The organism is Mucilaginibacter auburnensis (assembly GCF_002797815.1).
In the GTDB taxonomy this organism is placed as follows: domain Bacteria; phylum Bacteroidota; class Bacteroidia; order Sphingobacteriales; family Sphingobacteriaceae; genus Mucilaginibacter; species Mucilaginibacter auburnensis.
In genome coordinates this window covers 1,205,471-1,225,449 of the sequence record NZ_PGFJ01000002.1, presented here as the reverse complement: position 1 = coordinate 1,225,449, position 19,979 = coordinate 1,205,471, and the positions used below count along the sequence as shown (strand labels likewise).

The 19,979-nt window shown below is 43.3% G+C and carries 23 protein-coding genes; 13 read left to right on the top strand and 10 right to left on the bottom strand.

Annotated elements, in window-relative coordinates:
- Positions 1-89 precede the first annotated feature (89 nt).
- A complete protein-coding gene (locus tag CLV57_RS16090; RefSeq protein WP_100342402.1) occupies positions 90-1,574 on the top strand; it encodes a tetratricopeptide repeat protein in 1,485 nt (494 codons plus the stop codon).
- On the opposite strand, the gene CLV57_RS16085 is transcribed toward CLV57_RS16090, so the two are convergent.
- The 3 genes from CLV57_RS16085 to CLV57_RS16075 all read right to left on the bottom strand — a co-directional run bounded on the left by CLV57_RS16085 (position 1,571) and on the right by CLV57_RS16075 (position 3,624).
- Positions 1,571-2,239: a lysophospholipid acyltransferase family protein gene (locus tag CLV57_RS16085; protein ID WP_100342401.1), complete on the bottom strand. Its 669-nt coding sequence runs from the start codon at positions 2,237-2,239 to the stop codon at positions 1,571-1,573. The genes CLV57_RS16090 and CLV57_RS16085 overlap by 4 nt on opposite strands.
- A gap of 109 nt (positions 2,240-2,348) precedes the next feature.
- Complete coding sequence (locus tag CLV57_RS16080; protein WP_100342400.1) at positions 2,349-2,738, bottom strand: OsmC family protein; 390 nt, start codon at positions 2,736-2,738, stop codon at positions 2,349-2,351.
- A 1-nt stretch (position 2,739) separates the two neighbouring features.
- Entirely contained in the window at positions 2,740-3,624 is an 885-nt protein-coding gene (locus CLV57_RS16075; RefSeq protein ID WP_100342399.1) for a pirin family protein, read from the bottom strand.
- A gap of 171 nt (positions 3,625-3,795) precedes the next feature.
- Between CLV57_RS16075 and CLV57_RS16070 the strand changes: the two genes are divergently transcribed.
- Positions 3,796-4,176, top strand: a complete 381-nt coding sequence (locus tag CLV57_RS16070; RefSeq protein WP_100342398.1) for a hypothetical protein — start codon at positions 3,796-3,798, stop codon at positions 4,174-4,176.
- A gap of 7 nt (positions 4,177-4,183) precedes the next feature.
- Here CLV57_RS16070 and CLV57_RS16065 read toward each other — a convergent pair whose 3' ends face one another.
- From CLV57_RS16065 to CLV57_RS16050, 4 genes are all read right to left on the bottom strand, one after another.
- A complete protein-coding gene (locus CLV57_RS16065) occupies positions 4,184-5,338 on the bottom strand; it encodes an MFS transporter (RefSeq protein ID WP_100342397.1) in 1,155 nt (384 codons plus the stop codon).
- Between the two features lie 10 nt (positions 5,339-5,348).
- Positions 5,349-6,020, bottom strand: a complete 672-nt coding sequence (locus CLV57_RS16060) for an SDR family NAD(P)-dependent oxidoreductase (RefSeq protein WP_100342396.1) — start codon at positions 6,018-6,020, stop codon at positions 5,349-5,351.
- A gap of 345 nt (positions 6,021-6,365) precedes the next feature.
- Positions 6,366-7,067: an SIMPL domain-containing protein gene (locus tag CLV57_RS16055; protein ID WP_100342871.1), complete on the bottom strand. Its 702-nt coding sequence runs from the start codon at positions 7,065-7,067 to the stop codon at positions 6,366-6,368.
- A 214-nt stretch (positions 7,068-7,281) separates the two neighbouring features.
- Positions 7,282-7,986: an SIMPL domain-containing protein gene (locus CLV57_RS16050; RefSeq protein ID WP_100342870.1), complete on the bottom strand. Its 705-nt coding sequence runs from the start codon at positions 7,984-7,986 to the stop codon at positions 7,282-7,284.
- 112 nt (positions 7,987-8,098) lie between these two features.
- Between CLV57_RS16050 and CLV57_RS16045 the strand changes: the two genes are divergently transcribed.
- Positions 8,099-8,434: a tRNA-binding protein gene (locus CLV57_RS16045; RefSeq protein ID WP_100342395.1), complete on the top strand. Its 336-nt coding sequence runs from the start codon at positions 8,099-8,101 to the stop codon at positions 8,432-8,434.
- 47 nt (positions 8,435-8,481) lie between these two features.
- Positions 8,482-8,949: a nucleoside deaminase gene (locus CLV57_RS16040; protein WP_100342394.1), complete on the top strand. Its 468-nt coding sequence runs from the start codon at positions 8,482-8,484 to the stop codon at positions 8,947-8,949.
- Between the two features lie 150 nt (positions 8,950-9,099).
- On the opposite strand, the gene CLV57_RS16035 is transcribed toward CLV57_RS16040, so the two are convergent.
- Positions 9,100-9,825 (bottom strand): sulfite exporter TauE/SafE family protein, encoded by a 726-nt coding sequence (locus CLV57_RS16035; protein WP_100342393.1) that lies wholly within the window; start codon positions 9,823-9,825, stop codon positions 9,100-9,102.
- 254 nt (positions 9,826-10,079) lie between these two features.
- Here CLV57_RS16035 and CLV57_RS16030 point away from each other — a divergent pair, with 254 nt between their 5' ends.
- The gene (locus tag CLV57_RS16030) at positions 10,080-11,558 is read left to right on the top strand and encodes a glycine--tRNA ligase (protein ID WP_100342392.1); all 1,479 of its coding nucleotides are present in this window, start codon (positions 10,080-10,082) and stop codon (positions 11,556-11,558) included.
- Between the two features lie 122 nt (positions 11,559-11,680).
- On the opposite strand, the gene CLV57_RS16025 is transcribed toward CLV57_RS16030, so the two are convergent.
- A complete protein-coding gene (locus CLV57_RS16025) occupies positions 11,681-12,388 on the bottom strand; it encodes a M15 family metallopeptidase (RefSeq protein WP_100342391.1) in 708 nt (235 codons plus the stop codon).
- Positions 12,389-12,549: 161 nt separating this feature from the next.
- Between CLV57_RS16025 and CLV57_RS16020 the strand changes: the two genes are divergently transcribed.
- Positions 12,550-13,158, top strand: coding sequence for a sugar O-acetyltransferase (locus CLV57_RS16020; protein WP_100342390.1), 609 nt, complete (start codon positions 12,550-12,552; stop codon positions 13,156-13,158).
- 146 nt (positions 13,159-13,304) lie between these two features.
- Here the strand turns inward: CLV57_RS16020 and CLV57_RS16015 are convergent, their stop codons facing one another.
- Positions 13,305-13,688, bottom strand: coding sequence for a hypothetical protein (locus CLV57_RS16015; RefSeq protein ID WP_100342389.1), 384 nt, complete (start codon positions 13,686-13,688; stop codon positions 13,305-13,307).
- 145 nt (positions 13,689-13,833) lie between these two features.
- On the opposite strand from CLV57_RS16015, the gene CLV57_RS16010 reads away from it, so the two are divergent.
- From CLV57_RS16010 to CLV57_RS15980, 7 genes are all read left to right on the top strand, one after another.
- Positions 13,834-14,826 (top strand): EamA family transporter, encoded by a 993-nt coding sequence (locus tag CLV57_RS16010; RefSeq protein ID WP_245857096.1) that lies wholly within the window; start codon positions 13,834-13,836, stop codon positions 14,824-14,826.
- Between the two features lie 73 nt (positions 14,827-14,899).
- A complete protein-coding gene (locus tag CLV57_RS16005) occupies positions 14,900-15,391 on the top strand; it encodes a cupin domain-containing protein (protein WP_100342388.1) in 492 nt (163 codons plus the stop codon).
- Positions 15,392-15,499: 108 nt separating this feature from the next.
- Positions 15,500-16,609: an NHL repeat-containing protein gene (locus CLV57_RS16000; protein WP_100342387.1), complete on the top strand. Its 1,110-nt coding sequence runs from the start codon at positions 15,500-15,502 to the stop codon at positions 16,607-16,609.
- A 13-nt stretch (positions 16,610-16,622) separates the two neighbouring features.
- Positions 16,623-17,693 carry an Ig-like domain-containing protein gene (locus CLV57_RS15995; RefSeq protein ID WP_157799189.1) on the top strand — a complete coding sequence of 357 codons (1,071 nt, stop codon included), beginning with the start codon at positions 16,623-16,625 and terminating at the stop codon, positions 17,691-17,693.
- Positions 17,694-17,741: 48 nt separating this feature from the next.
- A complete protein-coding gene (locus CLV57_RS15990) occupies positions 17,742-18,122 on the top strand; it encodes a hypothetical protein (RefSeq protein WP_100342385.1) in 381 nt (126 codons plus the stop codon).
- Between the two features lie 137 nt (positions 18,123-18,259).
- Positions 18,260-19,114, top strand: coding sequence for a fumarylacetoacetate hydrolase family protein (locus tag CLV57_RS15985; RefSeq protein ID WP_100342384.1), 855 nt, complete (start codon positions 18,260-18,262; stop codon positions 19,112-19,114).
- Between the two features lie 24 nt (positions 19,115-19,138).
- Positions 19,139-19,966, top strand: coding sequence for an alpha/beta hydrolase (locus tag CLV57_RS15980; protein ID WP_100342383.1), 828 nt, complete (start codon positions 19,139-19,141; stop codon positions 19,964-19,966).
- Positions 19,967-19,979: the final 13 nt, after the last annotated feature.

Genomic DNA, 19,979 nt, shown 5'->3' with positions numbered 1-19,979 from the left:
TTTACTAAACGTATTTAATGAACTTTTGCCAAACTCCCCGGGCAATAAATGGTTTACTTATTTTGTTTAAATAAAAATACCTTTGACGGATGGTTTATAAATACGTGTTGCTTTTTTTTCTTGTTTTAGGACTTTACCAACCCGCCAAGGCCGATTTTACTTTAGATCAAAACTCATCTGCCGCGTTTAAAGCCATATTTGAATTGCGCTTTCCAGAAGCTAAAAGATTGATAGCCGAAGAGAAACGCACCAATCCGGATAATGGAATAACCGTACTGCTTGAAAATTATATGGATTATTTCCAACTGTTAATGTCAAGCAACAAAGCCGATTACCAAAAGTTTAAAGACCGCCGCTCGGCGCGTTTGGATGCTTTGGAGGATAACGATTCCAACTCGCCTTTTTACCTGTTTGCCCAGGCCGACGTTTATATACAATGGGGCGTATTAAAGGCCAAGTTCGGCGATTATTCCTCATCCGTAATGGATGTAAACAAGGGGCGCAAGCTGCTGGCCAAAAACAACGAGAAATACCCCAATTTTTTGCCCAACCAAAAAAGCATAGCCTGGGTTAACTTGCTGTTTGGTGCAATTCCACCTAATTATAAAAGTCTGATAGGATTTTTTGGCATGAAGGGAGATCTGCAGGCCGGGTTAAAACAACTCAGGAGATTGCGAGGTCAACTGGACGGTACGCCTTACAGCATTTATAAAGATGAGGTGACATTCCTGATCGCGTTAACTGATATTGACATCTTAAAAAGAAAGGATAACTACACCGAGTTGATGGGCATGGCTGCTGATATGAGCGACAGAAGCTTGTTGAAGAATTATTTGCAAGGGTATATTTCTTTCAAAACTGCGCATGTCGATGCTGCTGTAAAGTATTTTTCGGATGCGCCCCAAACCAGTGAGTATTTGGATATGCCGGTTGTAACTTACTGGCTGGCCAACGCCAAACTGTGCCGCATGGACCGTGATGCCGATAAGTACTTTTTGAAATTCATTAGTGAGAACAGGGGAGACCAATTTATAAAAGAGGCGTACCTGAAGGTGGCGTACTGCGCTTTATTTAAAAAAGATATGGACGACTACAAATCCTATCTTAACATGGTGCGAACTAAAGGCAGTACTGCCGATGAAAAAGATAAAGAGGCGTTGAAGGAAGCTAATGATGCCATGCCTGATGAAGATATGCTACGTGCCCGCTTTTATTTTGATGGCGGATATTATGATAAAGCGCTTGCCATGCTGAAGGGTAAATCATTCAACGAACTTAAAATTGTACGCGATAAAACCGAATATTATTATCGCTTTGGTCGTACGTATGATGCTTTGGAGAATGATACAGCAGCTTTAGCTAATTACCTGCGTGCTATTAATATGGGTAAAACTACGTCGTATTATTATGCTGCCAACGCGGCGTTGTTAAGCGGGTTGATCTATGAGCAAAAACGCGATTTAAAGAAGGCGGAAGAGTTTTTCAGATTGGCGTTGTCAATGAAGAATCATGAGTATCAAAACAGCATTGACAACCAGGCCAAAGATGGCCTTACACGTATAAAAGCGGACTAAGCGTTGCTCGTTACCGCTCGTTTACAGGTGAACCTGATTTGGCTTTGAAGCGCTTGTTTGTGGTGGGTGTTTACCTTTTCAACCAGTTGCTTAAAGTTGTATTCTTCAACAGTACCGCAATCCAGCATATCAAAATATACAGATGGTTTGGAGCTTTCAAAATACTCTACCACCGTACTACACCATAGCAACTGGCATTTTCCTTTTACCCGTTGCACCACCTCGTTAATGCCATCCTGAAACTCAATATCAGGGATGTGCATGCTTTCTAAATTTCCTTGGGGGAAGTAAAGGAACAAATTACCCGGCTCAGATAGTTTCTCGCCTATAAAGTCAAAACTCTCTAACATAGAAAACTTGCCCGGCTCAACCGAAAAACTTCCACAATAACGCAGCCATGGGTTTTTCTCCATTTGTTTTTTAACCGACATGATGTAGAGTCTACGCATAAGTCCTGGTTTCCATAAAACCTTGCCGCACAGGTAAAACGCCAGAAACCCATCCAGAAAGCTAAAGTGGTTGCACATTAAAATGTACGAGTGCCCCGGCTTAATATCAACCGGACGGATAACGAGCTTGTTAAACCGGCGCTTAAGCAGCGCGCCAATTAAAAACTGTCCGCAGTTAAAAAAAAACGGTTTTAACGGCTTTGATTTGATGATCATATACAACATGCACAACACACCCTAAGGCATGCTGGTTTTAACTCGTTGCTAAAATAGGAAAAAGCGGTTACACTAAAGCCTTGGCGCCTGAATGGGCATAGTATTAGTATTACACTACCGTAGTTTCAATAACAATGCTATGCGTAAGTATTTTGTGCAGCGGGCATGCATTGGCAACCACTAACAACCTTGCACGTTGCTCCTCATCCAGATCACCGGTAAATTGTATCTTTCTGATAAATTTGGTCTGCCCATCTTCCTCAAGCAACTCAACATCAGCATAAACATTTTCAAGCGGCCACGCTTTGCGGTCGGCATACATGCGTACTGTAGCACAGGTGCAGGCAGCTAATGAGGCTGCCAGCAATTCTTTAGGGTTAAAACCTTTATCCTGTCCGCCTTTGTCTATAGGCTCGTCGGCGATAACAATATTGCCTGTAGGCGATTTAAGTTCTATTCGGTAAAGTTCGGTGCGTATGCTGGCTTTAATGCTCGTCATGTTATTTTTTGTTGATGGTTGGGTAGGGTACAAATTCGTTTTCTTCGCCGGGTATTTTGTCAAACTCTTGGGCTATCCATTTTTGTTTGGCAATGTTGATGAGCTCTTTATCGGTAGCAACAAAATTCCAGTCTATAAAGCGCTGCTCTGCAAAAGGTTCGCCGCCGAAAATGTAGACTGTACTTTGTGGTGCCATAGTGAAATGGCATAATGAACTATCCTTAGCTATTAGCAATTGTTTGGGCTGATAAGTGTGTCCTTCATTTTCAACGCTCCCATCTAAAATATAAAGCGCCACTTCGCCATAAAGTTCATTGCTGATGTTAATGGTTTGTTCGGGTTCGCTTTTGATCTCGATCATGAACAGCTTACTGTAAACAGGTACAGGAGATTTACGGCCGAATGCTTCCCCGGCAATCAGTTTAAACTGAAGGCCATCGGAAGTCCATGCCGGCAACTGAGCCGCTTCAATATGGAAAAACTCCGGGTCCATTTGTTCGAGTTCCTTTGGCAGGGCAACCCAAATTTGCAGGCCGTGAAGTATCTGCTCTGCGTGGTGTTTTTCTTCAGGAATACGTTCAGAGTGTACAATGCCTTTGCCGGCGGTCATCCAGTTTACGGCGCCGGGGGTTATCTCGGCAACAGTACCTAAGGTATCGCGGTGCATGATGCTGCCTTCGAACAAGTAGGTGAGGGTTGAAAGCCCTATATGCGGATGGGGAAGTACATCAAAACTCTGGCGCTCGTTGAGCTTTACCGGCCCCATATGGTCAATAAATATAAACGGACCAACCATGCGTTTTTCGCGAAATGGTAGTAGGCGGCCAACCAAAAAGTTGCCAATACTGGCGGCCCGCTCTTCAATTATAAGGCTTATGTTTGACATAGATAAATTGTAAAAGGTGGTACCAGCTTTTTACTGATGTGATGTGAAGATAGGAGTTATTTTCAACAATTAAGCCCCAGTTTGAATGTGTAGATTATCAAGCATTTCAGAAGCATCACAGTTAAAAGTATAGTTCATTTTAGTATATTAGCAAGACTAAATTTTATCATAATGAAAAAAATTCTACAAATTCTGCTGTTATTAATTGTTACATGTTCCAGCTGTAAAAAGACGGATGAAAAAAAAGAAAATCTGCTGCTTGGCAAGTGGTACGCAAAAAAAATAGTTTTATTAGAACCCGTTGAGCAAACTATAGTACCAACTGCTGCGGATGGCTGGATAGAATTTAAAGAAAACGGTGAGTTTATTGAAGCCGACTCTCCTACCAGAACCAAGTATTGGACTTATAATGCTGTAGACCTTTATTTAATGGTTAACGATATCAAAATAATGGTTAATAAGTTGACTAAAGACGAATTATACTTGCTGCATACAGAAATCAATACCAACACAGGTGCCAAATCAAAGTTCGAAATACAATATGGCAGGTAGGCTTACATTAAACAGCAACCTTCGTGCTACGCCTTATCAACACCCATGTAAATCCAACCCCTAATATCGCCATTAACATCCCCACTAATGATGGCCAGTTAAAACCCAGCCCCATGCTTATAGGTATGCCACCAATAAACGCGCCCCAGGCATTGCCCGTGTTAAATGCGGCCTGCGTTATACCAGCGCCTAACATTTCGGCGCCTTTGGAGGTATTGATCATGAGTATTTGTATGGGGGCGGCAAGGGCAATGGATAATGCCCCGGCAACAAACGTTAGCAGCAGCGACAAAATTTGATTACCCGAAAACAGGAAGATGCATAATAGCGTTACAGCCATCGCCGCAAGCAGCCAGGCGGTAGCTATAACCGGTCGGAATTTGTCTGCCAGTCTGCCGCCAATAATGTTGCCCACCACCATGCCAAAACCGGCCAGTACCAAAATGTACGATACGTTAGCGCTTTTAAAGCCGGAAACTTCCGTCATGAGCGGAGCTATGTAGCTTATCCAGCAAAACAGACCGCTGGTACCAATGGCAGTTATGAGTATAATGAGCCAGGTTTCGGTGCTTTTAAATATTTGCAGTTCTGAGCGGGCGTTGCCTGTGCGGTTGGCAGGCAGGGCAGGCATCCACAGGTATAAAAATAACAGGGTGATGATGCCTATCAACGCTACTATGCCAAAAGTGTATCGCCATAAATAATTATGCCCCACCCAGGTAGCAACGGGTACCATAGCCAAATTGGCAATGGTCAAGCCCGCAAACATTACCGATATGGCCTGCGCCTGCTTGCCCGGTTCAGCCAATCTGCTGGCTACTACCGCGCCTACGCCAAAGAAAGCACCATGCGGCAAGCCTGCAAAAAAGCGGGCAATAAGCAGCATAAGATTGTTAGGCGCAAAAGCCGATGCCGTATTGAACACCGTGAACATTACCATCAGGCCCAGCAATATTTTTTTTGGCGGATAACTGCCGCCTATCATAACCAGCAAGGGCGCTCCTACTACCACACCCAAAGCGTATGATGATATGAGGTGCCCTGCAACGGGTATGCTGATGTTAAGGTTAGCGGCAATGTCGGGCAGGAGGCCCATCATTACAAATTCTGTTGTGCCAATGGCCAAACCGCCCAACAGCAGCGGGAATAAACTTTTCTTCAATGCGCTCTCCTTAGTAATTTTCTATCCCTGCCGAATCAACATTCCAGAATTTACCTGTTTCGGTATTTTCGGTAATAGCCTTATAAATACCGTTTACAGATTGCTCAATGGTGGTTGGCGCTTTATCGCCGCCCATGCGGGTTTGTACCCAGCCGGGGTGCAGGGCCGTTACACGAATGCCGCGTTTGCTCAACCGCTGACTCAACATTACCACGTACATATTTAAAGCCGCTTTTGACATGCGGTAAGCAGGACTATCAGCCGAGGCCGCGCGCAATAACGACATAATGGTTGACAGAAACAGTATCTGTCCGCCATCGGCAATATTAGGCAACAAAGCCTCGGTAAACAAGGCGGTACCTGTGGTATTGGTGGCAAAGCTGGCGTTAAGCGCGGCAGCAGTTGGCACTTCGGTATCAAAATCAACCCCAACACCGGCGTTGTTGATCAGGCAATCAATGGTAATGCCCATTTGGCTTACCTGTTGCGCTACACTTTTAATGCTTTCCTCGTTGCTGATGTCACCTTTTAAAACGGTCAGTTCGAGATGCGAATAATCCAAGATCTCGCCCGAGCGGGTTACCGCGATAACGGTTATACCTTCGGCTAACAGTTTTTTGGTCAAATCAAGGCCTATGCCTGCACTTGCGCCGGTTATTAAAGCAGATTTTATGTTGTTCATGGTTGTATGCTTAGTGTTATAAATACACCACAAAGGTAGGATTATAGTTTGCAGATTGTGGAGATAGAGTTACTCATTTTTGGTGAGGTGTGGGAATATTACATTGTAATGCTGATAGCGCCGGTTCATCGTCTCATTGAATATGTGAAACGGTTTGAAACGATTTTTTATTAAAGATTCTGATTTGTAATGCTTTAAAGATTTTGTGTGAACCGAAAATGAAACGAGTGAACCGATTTTGTGTAAACCTATTCAGTAATAATCAAGTTGAAACGGTAAGGCCGTTAAACAAAAGCGGCGATGACCCTAACAGTCACCACCGCCAATAAAAGAGAATTTGTTGCTTTATTTTCCGGCTATTTCAAAAACAGCATTCATACGGAAAGTAAGTTTCATTTTTTGCACAGCAATATCAGATTCCGGCACGTCAGCACTTTCGGCCATAGCCACATTTGAAAATGTTTTAAAACGTGCCTGAGGAACATCATTACTCATATCCAGTTCAGAAATGCTGATAACGCCGCCCAGTTTTTCATTCAGACTCGAAACTAAAGCGTTCGCTTTATCGCGTGCAGCTAACAGGGCCTGTATTTGTAATTCCCTCTTTAATTCAGTAATTTTTGAATAGTCGTAGCTGGCTACGTTGGTATACTGTATGCCTTTAGGGTCAACCTTGCTCAATACCTGGTTAAACTTGTTCAGATCGCGGAAACGTATGCTATATTGTTTGGATGCTAAAAACTCGGGCGTTTTCTTTTTAGGGTCAATATAGTTGTAAGACGATAGGTTGTTTATGGTAAAATCATCTTTTGCAATACCTGCAGCCTGAATAGCCTTCTCCAACTGCTGTTCTAACTGGCTAATGGTTATTTTGGTTTTACCATCAAAATACTCCTTCAATGATATAGACACATTGATGATATCCGGTGTTACTTCTTTTTCTACTGTGCCACTCACTTCAATTTTGCGGCGCAGGTCAACACTCTGTGCAAATCCTGATAATACACTTACTACAAGGGCTATTACTAATATACTTAACTTTTTCATATGCTTTGTTTTTATAAGTAGGATGCAAGGTAGTTCCGGTTTCCATAACTGCATCTTAAAAATTTTACTTTTTGTCGGGTTGATCTGTTTTGACAAGCCGCCTCTTCACCTATTCAATGAACGATAGTAAACATTGCTATGCTACAGTTGTTCACAAAAAAGCGGCGCTGACCGTTACTTCAGCGCCGCCAATAAAAGAGAGCGTTACGTTGGTTTATCTTCCTGAAATTCCAAAAACTGCGTTTACGCGGTAGGTTAACTTAATGGTTTTAATATCAATGTCTGACTCCGGTACGTCAGCTGCACCATTTGCAGCCTGATCTCTGGCCATGTACATCACATTGCGTGGCTGAGGGAAATTGTTATCTTCAACCTCGGTGATGCTTAACGGCCAGCCCAATTTTTCGCCAATACCGTTCAGCATAAAGGTGGCTTTGGTTTTGGCAGCAACCAGCGCCTGTAATTTTAATTCGTTACGCAGGTACTCAATTTTTGAATAGTCGTAGCTGTCAATATTTGTGTACTGTATGCCTTTAGCATCAACTTTGCTTATTACCTGGTTAAATTTATTCAGGTCGCGGAAGCGTATGCCATATTGTTTAGAGGCTAAAAATTCAGGTGTTTTCTTTTTAGGGTCAATAAAGTTGTAGGAAGACAGGTTGTTGATCCTGAAATCCTCTTTAGCAATACCCGCTGCCTGCACCGCTTTTTCCAGTTGCTGCTCCAACTCGCTGATGGTGATCTTCTTTTTGCCATCCATGTACTCTTTTAAAGAGATAGATACATTGATGATGTCGGGCGTAACTTCGCGCTCGGCTACGCCGCTAACTTCAATTTTAGCACGCAGGTCAACATTCTGCGCAAATCCTGATAATACACTTACTGTAAGGGCAATTACTAATATACTTAACTTTTTCATATGCTTTGTTTTTATAGATAGGATGCGAGGAAGCACCGGTTTCCATAAGCGCTTAACAAAAAAATATACTTTTTGTTGAATGCGGTTGTATGGCATTTATCTTTGCCCCACTATGGAAACCATCAACTGGAATGATTTTGAACGTGTGGAACTGAGGGCAGGCACTATATTGCAGGTACTTGATTTTCCCGAAGTCAGAAAGCCAGCTTATAAATTGCAGGTTGACTTTGGCGAGTTCGGCATCAAATGGTCGAGCGCGCAAATAACCAAACATTATACAAAAGAACAATTGCCCGGCAGGCAGATAATGGGTGTTATAAACTTCCCTAAAAAGCAGATAGCCAACTTTATGTCGGAGTTTTTGGTAACCGGCTTTGCCGATGAGAATGGTGATATTGTATTGGCAGCTATTGATAAGCAGGTGCCTAATGGAAGTAAGTTAGTTTAATAACCAATACATAGCGATGGGTTTTAAACCCATCGCTAACAGATAATATGAGATACGTAAGCTTCGGCGATGAGCCAGCGGTAAAGCCCGACGATTTTTTTATGAACGAGGCCCTCAAAGAGGCCAAACTCGCCTTAGCCGAAGATGAGATACCCATTGGCGCGGTTGTGGTATGCAAAGGGCAGATCATCGGTAGAGGGCATAACCTTACCGAACGCCTTAATGATGTATCGGCCCATGCCGAAATGCAGGCGCTTACCGCAGCAGCCAACTTTATGGGTGGCAAGTATCTAAAAGAATGCACCTTGTACGTTACCATGGAACCTTGCGTAATGTGCGCCGGCGCCTCTTACTGGTTCCAGGTGGGCAGAATAGTATTTGGCGCCTATGACCCGCGCATGGGTTTTGGCAGGCTTAACCAAAAAATTACGCACCCAAAAACCATTATTGAAGGTGGCATCCGCGAAAATGAATGCGCGGAGCTGGTGAGGAGTTTTTTTAAGAGTAAAAGGTAGCTGTCTGAACCTTGATTTTCATGATTTGAGGATTTGTCTGAACTATGATTTTTAAGATTAATTGGATGATAGGAAACAAATCTTTTAATCCCCAAATCCTATTAACCAAGGTTCAGAGAACTGGAATCGCTTAAATCCTAATCCAGACAATCAAATAAGTGCTCTCACCGCTTCAACTGTCGATATACCAATAATTACCACCAGCACAATGTATTTAAATACCTTTTCGGAGGTGCGGGCCAGTATGAGTTTACCTATGTAACTACCTGCAATGCTGATGCCTATGAGGAAAGGTATCAAAAACAGGTATTCGGTTTTGAAATAGCCATTACTTACATATACTGCCGCGCGGCTGCTGTCAACCCCCAGATCAATCAATGCCGAGGTAGCTATAAACACAGCCTTTGGCAGGCCAAATGCTGCCAATGTTATACCACGCACCGCGCCGCCTGTACCTGTTAGTCCGGCTAAAAAACCCGAAGCGGCTCCACCTATGTATAAATTGCCATTGCTTTGCTTAATGGTTTTATTGAAGTTAATAGCAAGGTAAACAGACAATATCACCAGGCCAACATTCATCATTAATTGTAGTGGACGAGTAGGCAAAAAAGTGGTAAGCCAGGCACCCAACAACACAAATGCAACTGCCGGAACGCCCAATTTTAAAGCTATTTCTTTATTAATACCTTGCCTGAACAGCGTAATTTTTGACAGGTTACTGAATACATGAAAAACGGCCGTAATGCCTAGCACCGTTTTAAAATCAAAAAACAAAGAAGCTACCGGAACAAACAGGATGGACGACCCAAAACCCGAAACAGTGCCGATGATCTCAGACAGGAACGCCAGCAATACAAATAGCGAATATTTTTCCATACTAAGAAATAAAGATAGGTACGCTACTTGATTTGAAATATGATGATTGTCAATTGTCTGAACTATGATTTTTAAGATTAATAAGATGTTAGGAAACGAATCTTTTAATCCCCAAATCCTATTAATCTTAGTTTAGACAATTACATCTGCTTAAATCCTATCATCCTGCTTATCCAATTAATCTTAGTTCAGATTAATCCTATAAATCATAGTTCAGACAAACTAACCCCCAAAAAATATATATTTGCGCCATTATGAGTAAAAATACCGACGAAGTTTTTAAAAACGTTATAGCACACGCCAAAGAGTATGGCTTTGTTTTTCCTTCAAGCGAGATATACGATGGCCTGAGCGCTGTTTATGACTATGGGCAAAATGGTGCCGAGTTGAAGAACAACATTAAAACCTACTGGTGGAAAGCCATGGTGCAGCTTAACGAGAACATTGTTGGTATTGACTCGGCCATATTTATGCACCCTAAAATATGGAAGGCCAGCGGTCACGTTGATGGTTTTAGCGACCCAATGATCGACAACAAAGATTCAAAAAAACGCTACCGTGCCGACCAGTTATTAGAGGACCGCATTGCCAAATATGATGAGGAAGGCAAAACCGACCTTGCTGAAGAACTGCAAAAAGAAATGGATGAGGCCCTTAAAGCCGAGAACCTGCCACGCCTGCGCGAACTGGTGATTGGACACGATATTAAATGCCCTATAAGCGGTACCGCCAACTGGACCGAAGTGCGCCAGTTTAACCTGATGTTCAGTACGCAAATGGGCGCCGTTGCCGATGAGGCTGATGTGGTTTACCTGCGTCCCGAAACAGCACAGGGCATATTTGTGAACTATTTGAACGTGCAAAAATCGGGCAGGATGAAAATTCCGTTTGGTATTGCGCAAATTGGTAAGGCTTTCCGTAACGAGGTAATTGCCCGCCAGTTCATCATCCGTATGCGTGAGTTTGAGCAGATGGAGATGCAGTTCTTTGTTCGCCCCGGTACGCAGAAAGATTGGTTTAACAAATGGAAAGAAACCCGTTTACAATGGCACCTGGCCTTAGGTACAGATGCTGCCAAATACCGTTACCACGAGCACACCAAGCTGGCACACTATGCTGATGCCGCTTATGATATTGAATTTGAGTTCCCGTTCGGCTTTAAAGAGGTGGAAGGTATACATAGCCGTACAGATTTTGACCTGAGTCAGCATCAACAATTCTCAGGCAAAAAAATGCAGTACTTTGATCCGGAGTTAGACGAGAATGGCAAACCTTACGGCAACTATGTACCTTATGTAATTGAAACCTCAATAGGTTTGGATCGTATGTTCTTGTTAACTATGATTAATGCTTACGAGGAAGAGGACCTGAGCACACCTGAGAAACAAGATAGCCGCACCGTATTACGCCTGCACCCTTGCTTAGCGCCGGTTAAAGCCGCTATTTTCCCGCTGACCAAAAAAGATGGTCTGCCTGAAAAAGCCCGCGAGATAATGGATAAGTTGAAGTTGGATTTTAACCTGCAATACGAGGAAAAAGATGCCATAGGCAAACGTTACCGCCGTCAGGATGCTATTGGTACACCATTTTGTATCACAGTTGACCACCAAACGTTGGAAGATAACACGGTAACCATCCGTCACCGCGATACCATGCAGCAGGAACGTGTTCCGGCTGACCAACTGGAAAAGATCATTGGTGACCTGGTAAGCTGGAAGAATTTGTTGGGATAAGAATGTATATCCCGCTGTCATGCTGAACGCAGTGAAGCATCTTATCCACCATGCTGACTAAGTGGTTAGCAAAATTTACAAGATGCTTCATTGCATTCAGCATGACAAATCAAAGTACAATTTTACTTACAAGCCAGGTTTATAGCCAAAACCTGGCTTTTTATTACATCTAACTCTTTAGCCGCCTCGCTTCCGGGGAAACCGTTAATGTCCGCATAAGTAATTTGCCGGGTGTACTCCTGTAAATATATCTTAGCTAAAGGCAAATAGCTCCAGTGCCATTTTTCCTCTTTATACCCGGTAGGCCGACCTGCATTAAAGGGCTGATAGAAGCCGAACTTATTGGCATTATTTACCAGCCAGTTATAGATTTTTTTGCCCGCCGGAGTAGTGTAGAATGCCGGACTAAGATTTACCAGATCCATGTCTGTACCCCAGTGGTGCCGTGATGTGCCGGGCATTGACCACCAGCTAAGCAGTTTTTGGGCTTTCTGCTTTTTGTCTTTAATGCCTGCAAATTCAGGGTCAGACCATTTGGAGTACCATTTGTAATGCTGATCATAAAACGAGCGCGTGCCCGATATCACGCTCAACACAACGCCATCCTTTAATGCGGCGGTATACATTTTTTGATAAGCCGCATAGGTTGCTTTTTGCAGGTACACCTTCCTATCGGTGTATTTATGACTGATCTTGATGAAAGAGGTATCGCGGGTATAGTTAATATGCCCGGTTAAAAAAGCTTTGGTTATAATGCGGCTTTGCGGATAAGCCAGCTGCACCGAGGCCATAACAAGCACCAGCGCGGCTAAAATGCGCTTTACATTCATTGTAATTGTGATAAGGTTTAAATTTAAATATTTTAAAGCAAAAATCGCTTTGCAATAGCTAATATAAGTATTTAACTAATTGGTTAGTTAAATTAATTGTATTTTTTTTACGCCTGGTTTCTTAATTGTTTTAAGTTTATTGCACATTAATACGCACACCTATGAATCATAAAGAGAGAATGTTGGCAGGCTTACCTTACAAAGCTTGGTTAGATGGATTGCCTGAAGAACAACTGGCTAACCGTAAGCGTGTATATAAATTTAACCATTGCCCGCCCGACGAGTTGGAGAAGGTAGAAGAGTACACCCGCGATATTTTAGGCAAAGCCGGTAAAAATGTAAAAATAATGGCACCCTTTAGCTGCGATTATGGCCGCCACATTGAGGTAGGCGATAATTTTTTTGCCAACTTTAACTGCGTTATACTGGATGTTGCCAAGGTAACCATAGGCAATAACGCCATGTTTGGCCCTAATGTAACCGTATCTACAGCAGGCCATCCCATACATCCCGATTCGCGCAATACCGGTTACGAATACGGTATTGAGATACACATTGGCGATAGCGTTTGGCTGGGTGCCAACGTTGTGGTGAATCCCGGTGTTCGCATTGGCAACAATGTGGTGGTAGGCTCCAATAGCGTGGTGACTAAAGATCTACCTGATAATGTAATAGCCGCAGGTAACCCTGCACGGGTTCTGCGGGAAATTACTGAAGAGGACAGGCACTATTATTTCAAAAACTACAGGTTTGATGTGGATGATTATTAAGTTTACTCACCCCGACATCGCTATGCTTGTCACCCCTCTCTGCTGCGCAAAAGAGGGAATGGATTTGTATTTATCAGCCCTCTTTACGCCGCAGGCGAAGAGAGGGCGGTCCGGCGCAGCGTAGACCGGGTGAGTAATTTGACCCCTTACTCCACCCCCAACTCCCTGTAATACCTCACCATCACCACAGCGGTAATTAGAAAAGGCAGGGTAGAGATAATGATCTTGAAATGAACTGTGGTTACGCCAATGATAAACATAAAGCCCAGCAATATGCCAAGGCAGGCGGTACCAATGTAAGTAAAAGCTTTATGTGGTTGTTTACGTAGTAAGTTAACCAACAGCAAAACCTGCCCGGCAAAAGGAATCAATATAAATGGATGTAGCGCCGAAGTTGGGTTACTAAACAAATTTTTAAAGGCCTCCACTTCCGCCTGCGCTAAAAAAATATGATTGTTGCCGCCCCATTCCATATATCCCATCAACGACGTAATAAGCAGTAACAGAATGAGCTTTTTTTCTTTTGTCATTATGTATTAATTATGGCACCAATATAGCATGTAATTACTGATTATTTACCCCGGCTCACAGGGGCTCACAGGGGCTCACAGGGGCTCACGGAGGCTCACAGGGCTCTGAGCCATCTATCTGGAACAGTTTTACTTTTACCTGCACATGAAGTTAGCAATTGTTATTGCCATCTATTATCGTCATATTGCAGTATCGATCATTAACTGCACAATGTCCTCCGCAACCAAACACGCATCTCCATTATGGGTAATTATTGCCTTCGCGATAGTTTATGTGGTTTGGGGTTCAACTTACTTTTTTATACAGATGGCCATTAACGGTTTCCCACCGTTTTTAATGGGAGCTGTGCGGTTTATAATTGCAGGCAGTATAATGCTATCCATCTGTGCATTAAAAGGCGATAAGCTTTGGATACAAAAGGATGTGGGCGTAGCGGCTTACAGCGGTTGCCTCATGCTGGTAGTTAGTATGGGTATTGTAATTTGGGCGGAGCGTACATTGCCCAGTGCTATGGTGGCTATTGTGATAGCTATTAGTCCGCTTTGGTTTGTTATACTGGATAAACCCAACTGGAAAACAAATTTCACTACCCGCAGCACCATCTGGGGATTGATAATTGGTTTTGCAGGCGTATTGCTTTTATTCGGCGAAGCCATTGCAGCCTCGTTAGAAGGCGATTTCAGTAACGAACAGTTGATAAGTCTGGTACTGCTCATATTTGGTCCGGCGGCGTGGGCCTGGGGCGGTTTGTATGCTAAAAGAAGACCCGGTACAGGCCCGGCACGGGTAACAACGGCCTGGCAAATGATGGCAGCCGGTATTGCTTATGTCCCTGTAAGTGCCATTCACAATGAGTTTGCTGGTTTTAACCCTGCTACGGTGCCGGCACACGCATGGTTAGCCATAGCTTATTTAATAGTATTCGGTTCCATTATTGCATTTACGGCTTACGTTTGGTTGCTTTCGGTAAGGCCTGCAACACAGGTAAGTACCCACGCCTATGTTAATCCGGTTATAGCGGTAGTTTTAGGTGTTTTTATAGGCAACGAAGTGATATCGTGGTTAAAAATATTGGGCCTGGCGGTAATTTTATTGAGCGTGTTGCTCATCAATTACAGGCAATACGCAAAAAAGTAGTGCGTTTATTTCTTTAGGCACTTGATGTTATGTGTTAAATGTCACTACATTAGTTGTCCAATTTTAACTGATTATGGTAATAGAAGACGCGCACTACTGGGTGAAGCATCTCCACTTGCATCCCCATCCCGAAGGTGGCTTTTATAAAGAAGTATATCGCTCTGCCAAACAGGTAACGCGCAATCCCGCGGGCGGACTAAAGCAGGCGCTTACATCCATTTATTATTTAATAAGCGGAAAGGATTTTTCCGGCTTTCACAAAATTGAGTCAGACGAGATCTGGTATTTCCATAAAGGGATACCTTTTCACATACATGTAATTGATAGCAACGGGGTATTAACTACGCATGAACTATCTGATGAGCCAAGCGGTAATATGCAGGTAATAGTTGAGGCCGGCCAATGGTTTGCCGCCGAACTTACAGATCAAAGCGGTTATGGTTTAGCCAGTTGCGCTGTTGCGCCGGGCTTTGAATTTACTGAGTTTAAAATGGCTAAAAAAGCCGAGGTGATTGAGCAGTACCCGCATCATGCTGAGATTTTTGAGCGCCTGTGCCGTTTGTAATATTCTTGTTATCAGTATTTTGGTGAAACAATAGCAGGTGGCCATCTATTATATTTGTTATAAACCTGTTTGAAAATCTAAAAAGAAACCTATTAATCATTTAATACGATGAAAAAGATCTATTTAATGAGTACTGCTGCCTTAGCTGGTGTGCTGCTCTTTGCAGGCGTTAATCGCAAACCTGCCCTGCCTTACGGCTTTGTAACAGGATCGCCGCAGGTTAAATCAATTGCCGCGCTTACTTTTGGACCCAATGGCGTATTGTTTATAGGTGATGCCGAAAATGCAAGCGTTATTGCTTTTGATACCAAAGACACCAAAAAGCCGTCAACCGTTAAAGCTTTTGATCTGCCAAAAATTGATGAGAAAATTGCAGCGGCTTTAGGTACAACCAAAGAGAATATCACCATAACAGATATGGCCGTTAACCCGGTATCAAAAAACCTGTATGTGGCTGTAAAGAGCGCTGATGGTACACCGGTATTGCTTTCAATGGGTGCAGATAACCAGATCAAAGCGGTGTCATTAAAAGATATAAACTTCTCAACAGTTACCCTCAACAACGTAGCCGGCCCTGATGAAAAAGACCGTCGCGGTGCATCTTTGCGTGTTACCTCTATCTCTGACATGGGTTTTGCAGATGGCAAGTTAATGCTAAGCGGTTTGAGCAATAAAGAGTTCAGCTCGTCATTCCGCACCATAAGCTTTCCGTTCACCTCAAAGCAGGAAGATCAGGCCAGTTTAGAAATGTACCATACCTCTCATGGCCGTTATGAAACCACTTCGCCTATACGTACTTTCAATACAACTACCATTGATGGTAAAAACTACATAGTAGCCAGTTATACCTGCACGCCACTGGTGCTTTTCCCTATGGATGAGCTAAAAGCAGGCGCACATGTTAAAGGCCGTACCATTGCCGAAATGGGTAACATGAATACCCCGTCAGATATGATATGGTTAACAGAAGGCGGTCAGAAATACCTGGTGATGGCTAACAGCAACCGCCCTGCTGCAAAAGTTAGTTACAACGATATTAAACAATTTAAGGAGTCGTTAACCGCGCCAATACCCGGCACAGGCGGCACCGCTTTTACTAAGTTACCTTTCGAGAAAGTTTTACAGTTAGATAAACTGGATGACGGCCGAGCTGTTGTTATACAGAAAAAAGCCAACGGCGATGTTGACCTTTGGACCTCAGATGGCAAAAACATATAAGTTACTTTTTATAATGCGCACCAGGTTATATCAATATAGCCTGGTGTTTTTTTTGCTATTAGTTGCGGCTTGCCAAAGTAAAACTGCTGATAATGTTAGCATTGAGTGGGAGAACGGCCGGGCTAAAAGCATATTTATCCCAAAATATCTTGTACAGGATGTTGACAGGTTTCCGCTTACCGTTTCACTGAACGGTAGCGACCGCGAAGTGTTGGGCGCGTTCATACAAACTCATACAGGTATGTTGTTTCATCCGCTTATTCCGCTATCGCCGGGGATGGAGTATGGCGTTTTGCAGCAAAACAGGGTAGTGGGAAAAGTAAAAGTTCCTGATAATACCGGTAAAAAACAACCCGAAGTAGTAGCCGTTTATCCCTTGGCAGATACTGTTCCCGAAAATTTGCTGAAGTTGTACATTCAGTTTTCTGAACCTATGCAAACCGGTAACGCGCTTGAGCACGTTTACTTACTGGATAAAAACCGCGATACCCTCGACAGGATATTCCTTAACCTGCAGCCTGAGCTCTGGGGAGATAACGACAGGGTATTAACTTTATGGATAGATCCGGGACGGATAAAACGCGACTTAGTGCTGAATAAACAATTAGGTAATCCGCTGCAAAAAAATCAGCACTATGAGCTGGTGATAACCGGTGAATGGAAAGACCACCGGGGACTTAAACTCAAACAGAGTTTTTCAAAAAAGTTTATCGCTACCAGTCGTACCGACCAGCGTTTAGATATTGAAAAATGGCATATTCAAACACCTGAAGCCGGTACTAAACAGCCGCTGTATGTATCTTTTGAGCAGGCTTTGGACCATTACCTTTTACAGGAGTCTATCAGCATCATGTCTTCAGAAGGTGGGAGTATAAAAGGTAATGTTGAGCTGTTGGCAAGAGATAAAGCATGGAAATTTACGCCTGCCGAAAATTGGAAAGCAGGAAGTTATAAATTACATGTCAACTCGCGTTTGGAAGACCTTGCCGGCAATAACCTCAACAAGATCTTCGACAGGGACATCCACAAACAGCAAAAAGCGGATAACGCTTTTTATGAGCGCGGATTTTTGATAAAGCCTTAGTATTCTTGGTACTAAAATTGTGTTAGCACTTGCCTAACACACAACACTATGCCCGTATTATCTGTCCAGGTTGCCTGGCTTTTTCTGTTAGCAATACCAACAGCGTGTATTGCATGGACGGTAACTCACGAAGAGGTTTTTCGCGAGCCCCGCGAGTATTGTGTGCAACAGAGTACAAATTGTAAAAGCATAGCGGCCCGCAAGTTTTTTTACCTGTTTACCTGCGAATATTGTTTTAGCCATTATGTAACCATTTTCATGCTGATACTAACCGGCTTCAAATTCCTGCTGCCCGATTGGCGCGGGTATTTGCTGGCTGGCTTCTCTGTAGTGTGGATAGCCAATATGTATATGAGCATTTACGCTATAATAAAGATAGACATTAAGAAGGAGCGTGTGGCTTTGAAAAAAGAAGAGCAGGCAGAGTAAACGTCACAAATTACAGTCAAATTTCACTTATTTTAAAATTTGTAATAGCTTTATCGGCATACACAAAGCATTGGCAATAACATGTGTGTGTTATATTGCTGCCATTGCCAATAATCACCAGATAAACTATACAAATAATGAAATTAATAAGATGGGGTGCTGCCGGTAAAGAGAAAACAGGCGTAATTTTAAATGATAAAAGATATGATACCTCTGCTTTTGGCGAGGATTATAACGAGGCCTTTTTTGATAACGACGGCTTAACCCGCTTAGCAAAGTTTGTGAGTGATAACGAAGGCAGCCTTACTGAAATTGCTGATGGTGAGCGTTGGGGTAGTCCGTTGGGCAGACCTTCAAAGTTGATCTGTATTGGTCTGAACTACGCCGACCATGCCAAAGAAACAGGCGCTACGCCGCCTGCCGAGCCGGTAATATTTATGAAAGCTACCAGCGCTATTATTGGTCCGTTTGATGACGTGATTATACCGCGTGATGCTAAAAAGGTAGACTGGGAAGTTGAACTTGCTGTTGTTATTGGAAAAAAAGCAAGTTATGTGGAAGAAGCAGAAGCTTTAGAGTATGTAGCAGGTTATACGCTGCATAACGATATTTCTGAACGTGAGTTTCAGTTGGAGCGTGGCGGTACCTGGGATAAGGGCAAAGGTTGCGATACCTTCGCGCCAATTGGTCCGTTTATGGCAACTGCCGATGAGATACCCGATTCAGGCAACCTGAAATTGTGGTTATCTGTTAACGGCAAAATGATGCAGAACGGCACCACTGCCAACTTTATATTTAATGTGCCTTTTGTAATTGCTTACGTAAGTAAGTTCATGACCCTGTTGCCCGGCGATGTGATCACCACCGGTACACCGGCGGGCGTGGCTATGGGCATGACCCCGCAAGCCTACTTACAAGCAGGTGATGTGATGGAATTGGGAATTGAGGGCTTAGGCGTATCAAAACAAACTGTAAAAGCGTACTCAAAATAACCACCCGATAAACTAAACCTAAAAATGAAGAAAAACCTGCTCCTGTTTTTTTGCCTCGGCATTTTTGCAATAAATGTTAAGGCCGCTAAGGTTGATTCTGTAGAAACCTACAGCGACGCGATGAAGAAAAAAATCAACGCCCTGGTTATCACGCCGGATAGTTACTCCGCGGGAAAAGAATACCCGGTGGTTTATTTGTTGCACGGAGCAGGCGGTAGCTACAAAGATTGGGCACGCAGCGCTCCCGCTGTAAAGGAAAGCGTTGATGCTTATAACATGATAGTTGTTTGTGCCGATGGCGGCGTTACCAGCTGGTATTGGGATAGTCCTGTTGACCCTACTTACAAATACGATACCTATGTTTCTAAAGAGTTGGTGGCCTATGTTGACAAAAACTATAAAACCATTAAAAGCCGCACAGGCAGGGCCATTACCGGCTTAAGTATGGGAGGGCACGGCGGCTTATACTTAGGTATCAGGCACCAGGATATTTATGGCGCGGCAGGCAGCACCAGCGGTGGCGTTGATATCAGACCGTTCCCTAAAAACTGGGATATGGCAAAACGTTTAGGCAACTATGCAGAAAATCCGGATGTGTGGGAGAAATACACCGTTACCAATCTACTACACCTGATAACTCCTAAATCACTCGCCATTATTTTTGACTGCGGTACTGAGGATTTCTTTTACAAGGTAAACACCGAACTGCACGATAAAATGGTTGAACGCAATATAGAGCACGATTTTATTGTTCGGCCGGGTGCGCATAATTGGCAGTATTGGTCAAACTCCATAAGCTATCAGTTGTTGTATTTCAACCTGTATTTCAAAAAGAATAATCCCGGACGGTAAGTAAAAATAACAG

Bases quoted from the DNA above. Each gene is read 5' to 3' on its own strand.
- CLV57_RS16060 (WP_100342396.1), bottom strand. From the start codon at position 6,020: ATGAACAACATAAAATCTGCTTTAATAACCGGCGCAAGTGCAGGCATA.
- CLV57_RS16055 (WP_100342871.1), bottom strand. From the start codon at position 7,067: ATGAAAAAGTTAAGTATATTAGTAATAGCCCTTGTAGTAAGTGTATTA.
- CLV57_RS16085 (WP_100342401.1), bottom strand. From the start codon at position 2,239: ATGATCATCAAATCAAAGCCGTTAAAACCGTTTTTTTTTAACTGCGGA.
- CLV57_RS16070 (WP_100342398.1), top strand. From the start codon at position 3,796: ATGAAAAAAATTCTACAAATTCTGCTGTTATTAATTGTTACATGTTCC.
- CLV57_RS16045 (WP_100342395.1), top strand. From the start codon at position 8,099: ATGGAAACCATCAACTGGAATGATTTTGAACGTGTGGAACTGAGGGCA.
- CLV57_RS16030 (WP_100342392.1), top strand. From the start codon at position 10,080: ATGAGTAAAAATACCGACGAAGTTTTTAAAAACGTTATAGCACACGCC.
- CLV57_RS16020 (WP_100342390.1), top strand. From the start codon at position 12,550: ATGAATCATAAAGAGAGAATGTTGGCAGGCTTACCTTACAAAGCTTGG.
- CLV57_RS16025 (WP_100342391.1), bottom strand. From the start codon at position 12,388: ATGAATGTAAAGCGCATTTTAGCCGCGCTGGTGCTTGTTATGGCCTCG.
- CLV57_RS16080 (WP_100342400.1), bottom strand. From the start codon at position 2,738: ATGACGAGCATTAAAGCCAGCATACGCACCGAACTTTACCGAATAGAA.
- CLV57_RS16050 (WP_100342870.1), bottom strand. From the start codon at position 7,986: ATGAAAAAGTTAAGTATATTAGTAATTGCCCTTACAGTAAGTGTATTA.
- CLV57_RS15980 (WP_100342383.1), top strand. From the start codon at position 19,139: ATGAAGAAAAACCTGCTCCTGTTTTTTTGCCTCGGCATTTTTGCAATA.
- CLV57_RS16035 (WP_100342393.1), bottom strand. From the start codon at position 9,825: ATGGAAAAATATTCGCTATTTGTATTGCTGGCGTTCCTGTCTGAGATC.
- CLV57_RS15990 (WP_100342385.1), top strand. From the start codon at position 17,742: ATGCCCGTATTATCTGTCCAGGTTGCCTGGCTTTTTCTGTTAGCAATA.
- CLV57_RS16040 (WP_100342394.1), top strand. From the start codon at position 8,482: ATGAGATACGTAAGCTTCGGCGATGAGCCAGCGGTAAAGCCCGACGAT.
- CLV57_RS16010 (WP_245857096.1), top strand. From the start codon at position 13,834: ATGAAGTTAGCAATTGTTATTGCCATCTATTATCGTCATATTGCAGTA.
- CLV57_RS16075 (WP_100342399.1), bottom strand. From the start codon at position 3,624: ATGTCAAACATAAGCCTTATAATTGAAGAGCGGGCCGCCAGTATTGGC.
- CLV57_RS15995 (WP_157799189.1), top strand. From the start codon at position 16,623: ATGCGCACCAGGTTATATCAATATAGCCTGGTGTTTTTTTTGCTATTA.
- CLV57_RS16005 (WP_100342388.1), top strand. From the start codon at position 14,900: ATGGTAATAGAAGACGCGCACTACTGGGTGAAGCATCTCCACTTGCAT.
- CLV57_RS16090 (WP_100342402.1), top strand. From the start codon at position 90: ATGGTTTATAAATACGTGTTGCTTTTTTTTCTTGTTTTAGGACTTTAC.
- CLV57_RS15985 (WP_100342384.1), top strand. From the start codon at position 18,260: ATGAAATTAATAAGATGGGGTGCTGCCGGTAAAGAGAAAACAGGCGTA.
- CLV57_RS16000 (WP_100342387.1), top strand. From the start codon at position 15,500: ATGAAAAAGATCTATTTAATGAGTACTGCTGCCTTAGCTGGTGTGCTG.
- CLV57_RS16015 (WP_100342389.1), bottom strand. From the start codon at position 13,688: ATGACAAAAGAAAAAAAGCTCATTCTGTTACTGCTTATTACGTCGTTG.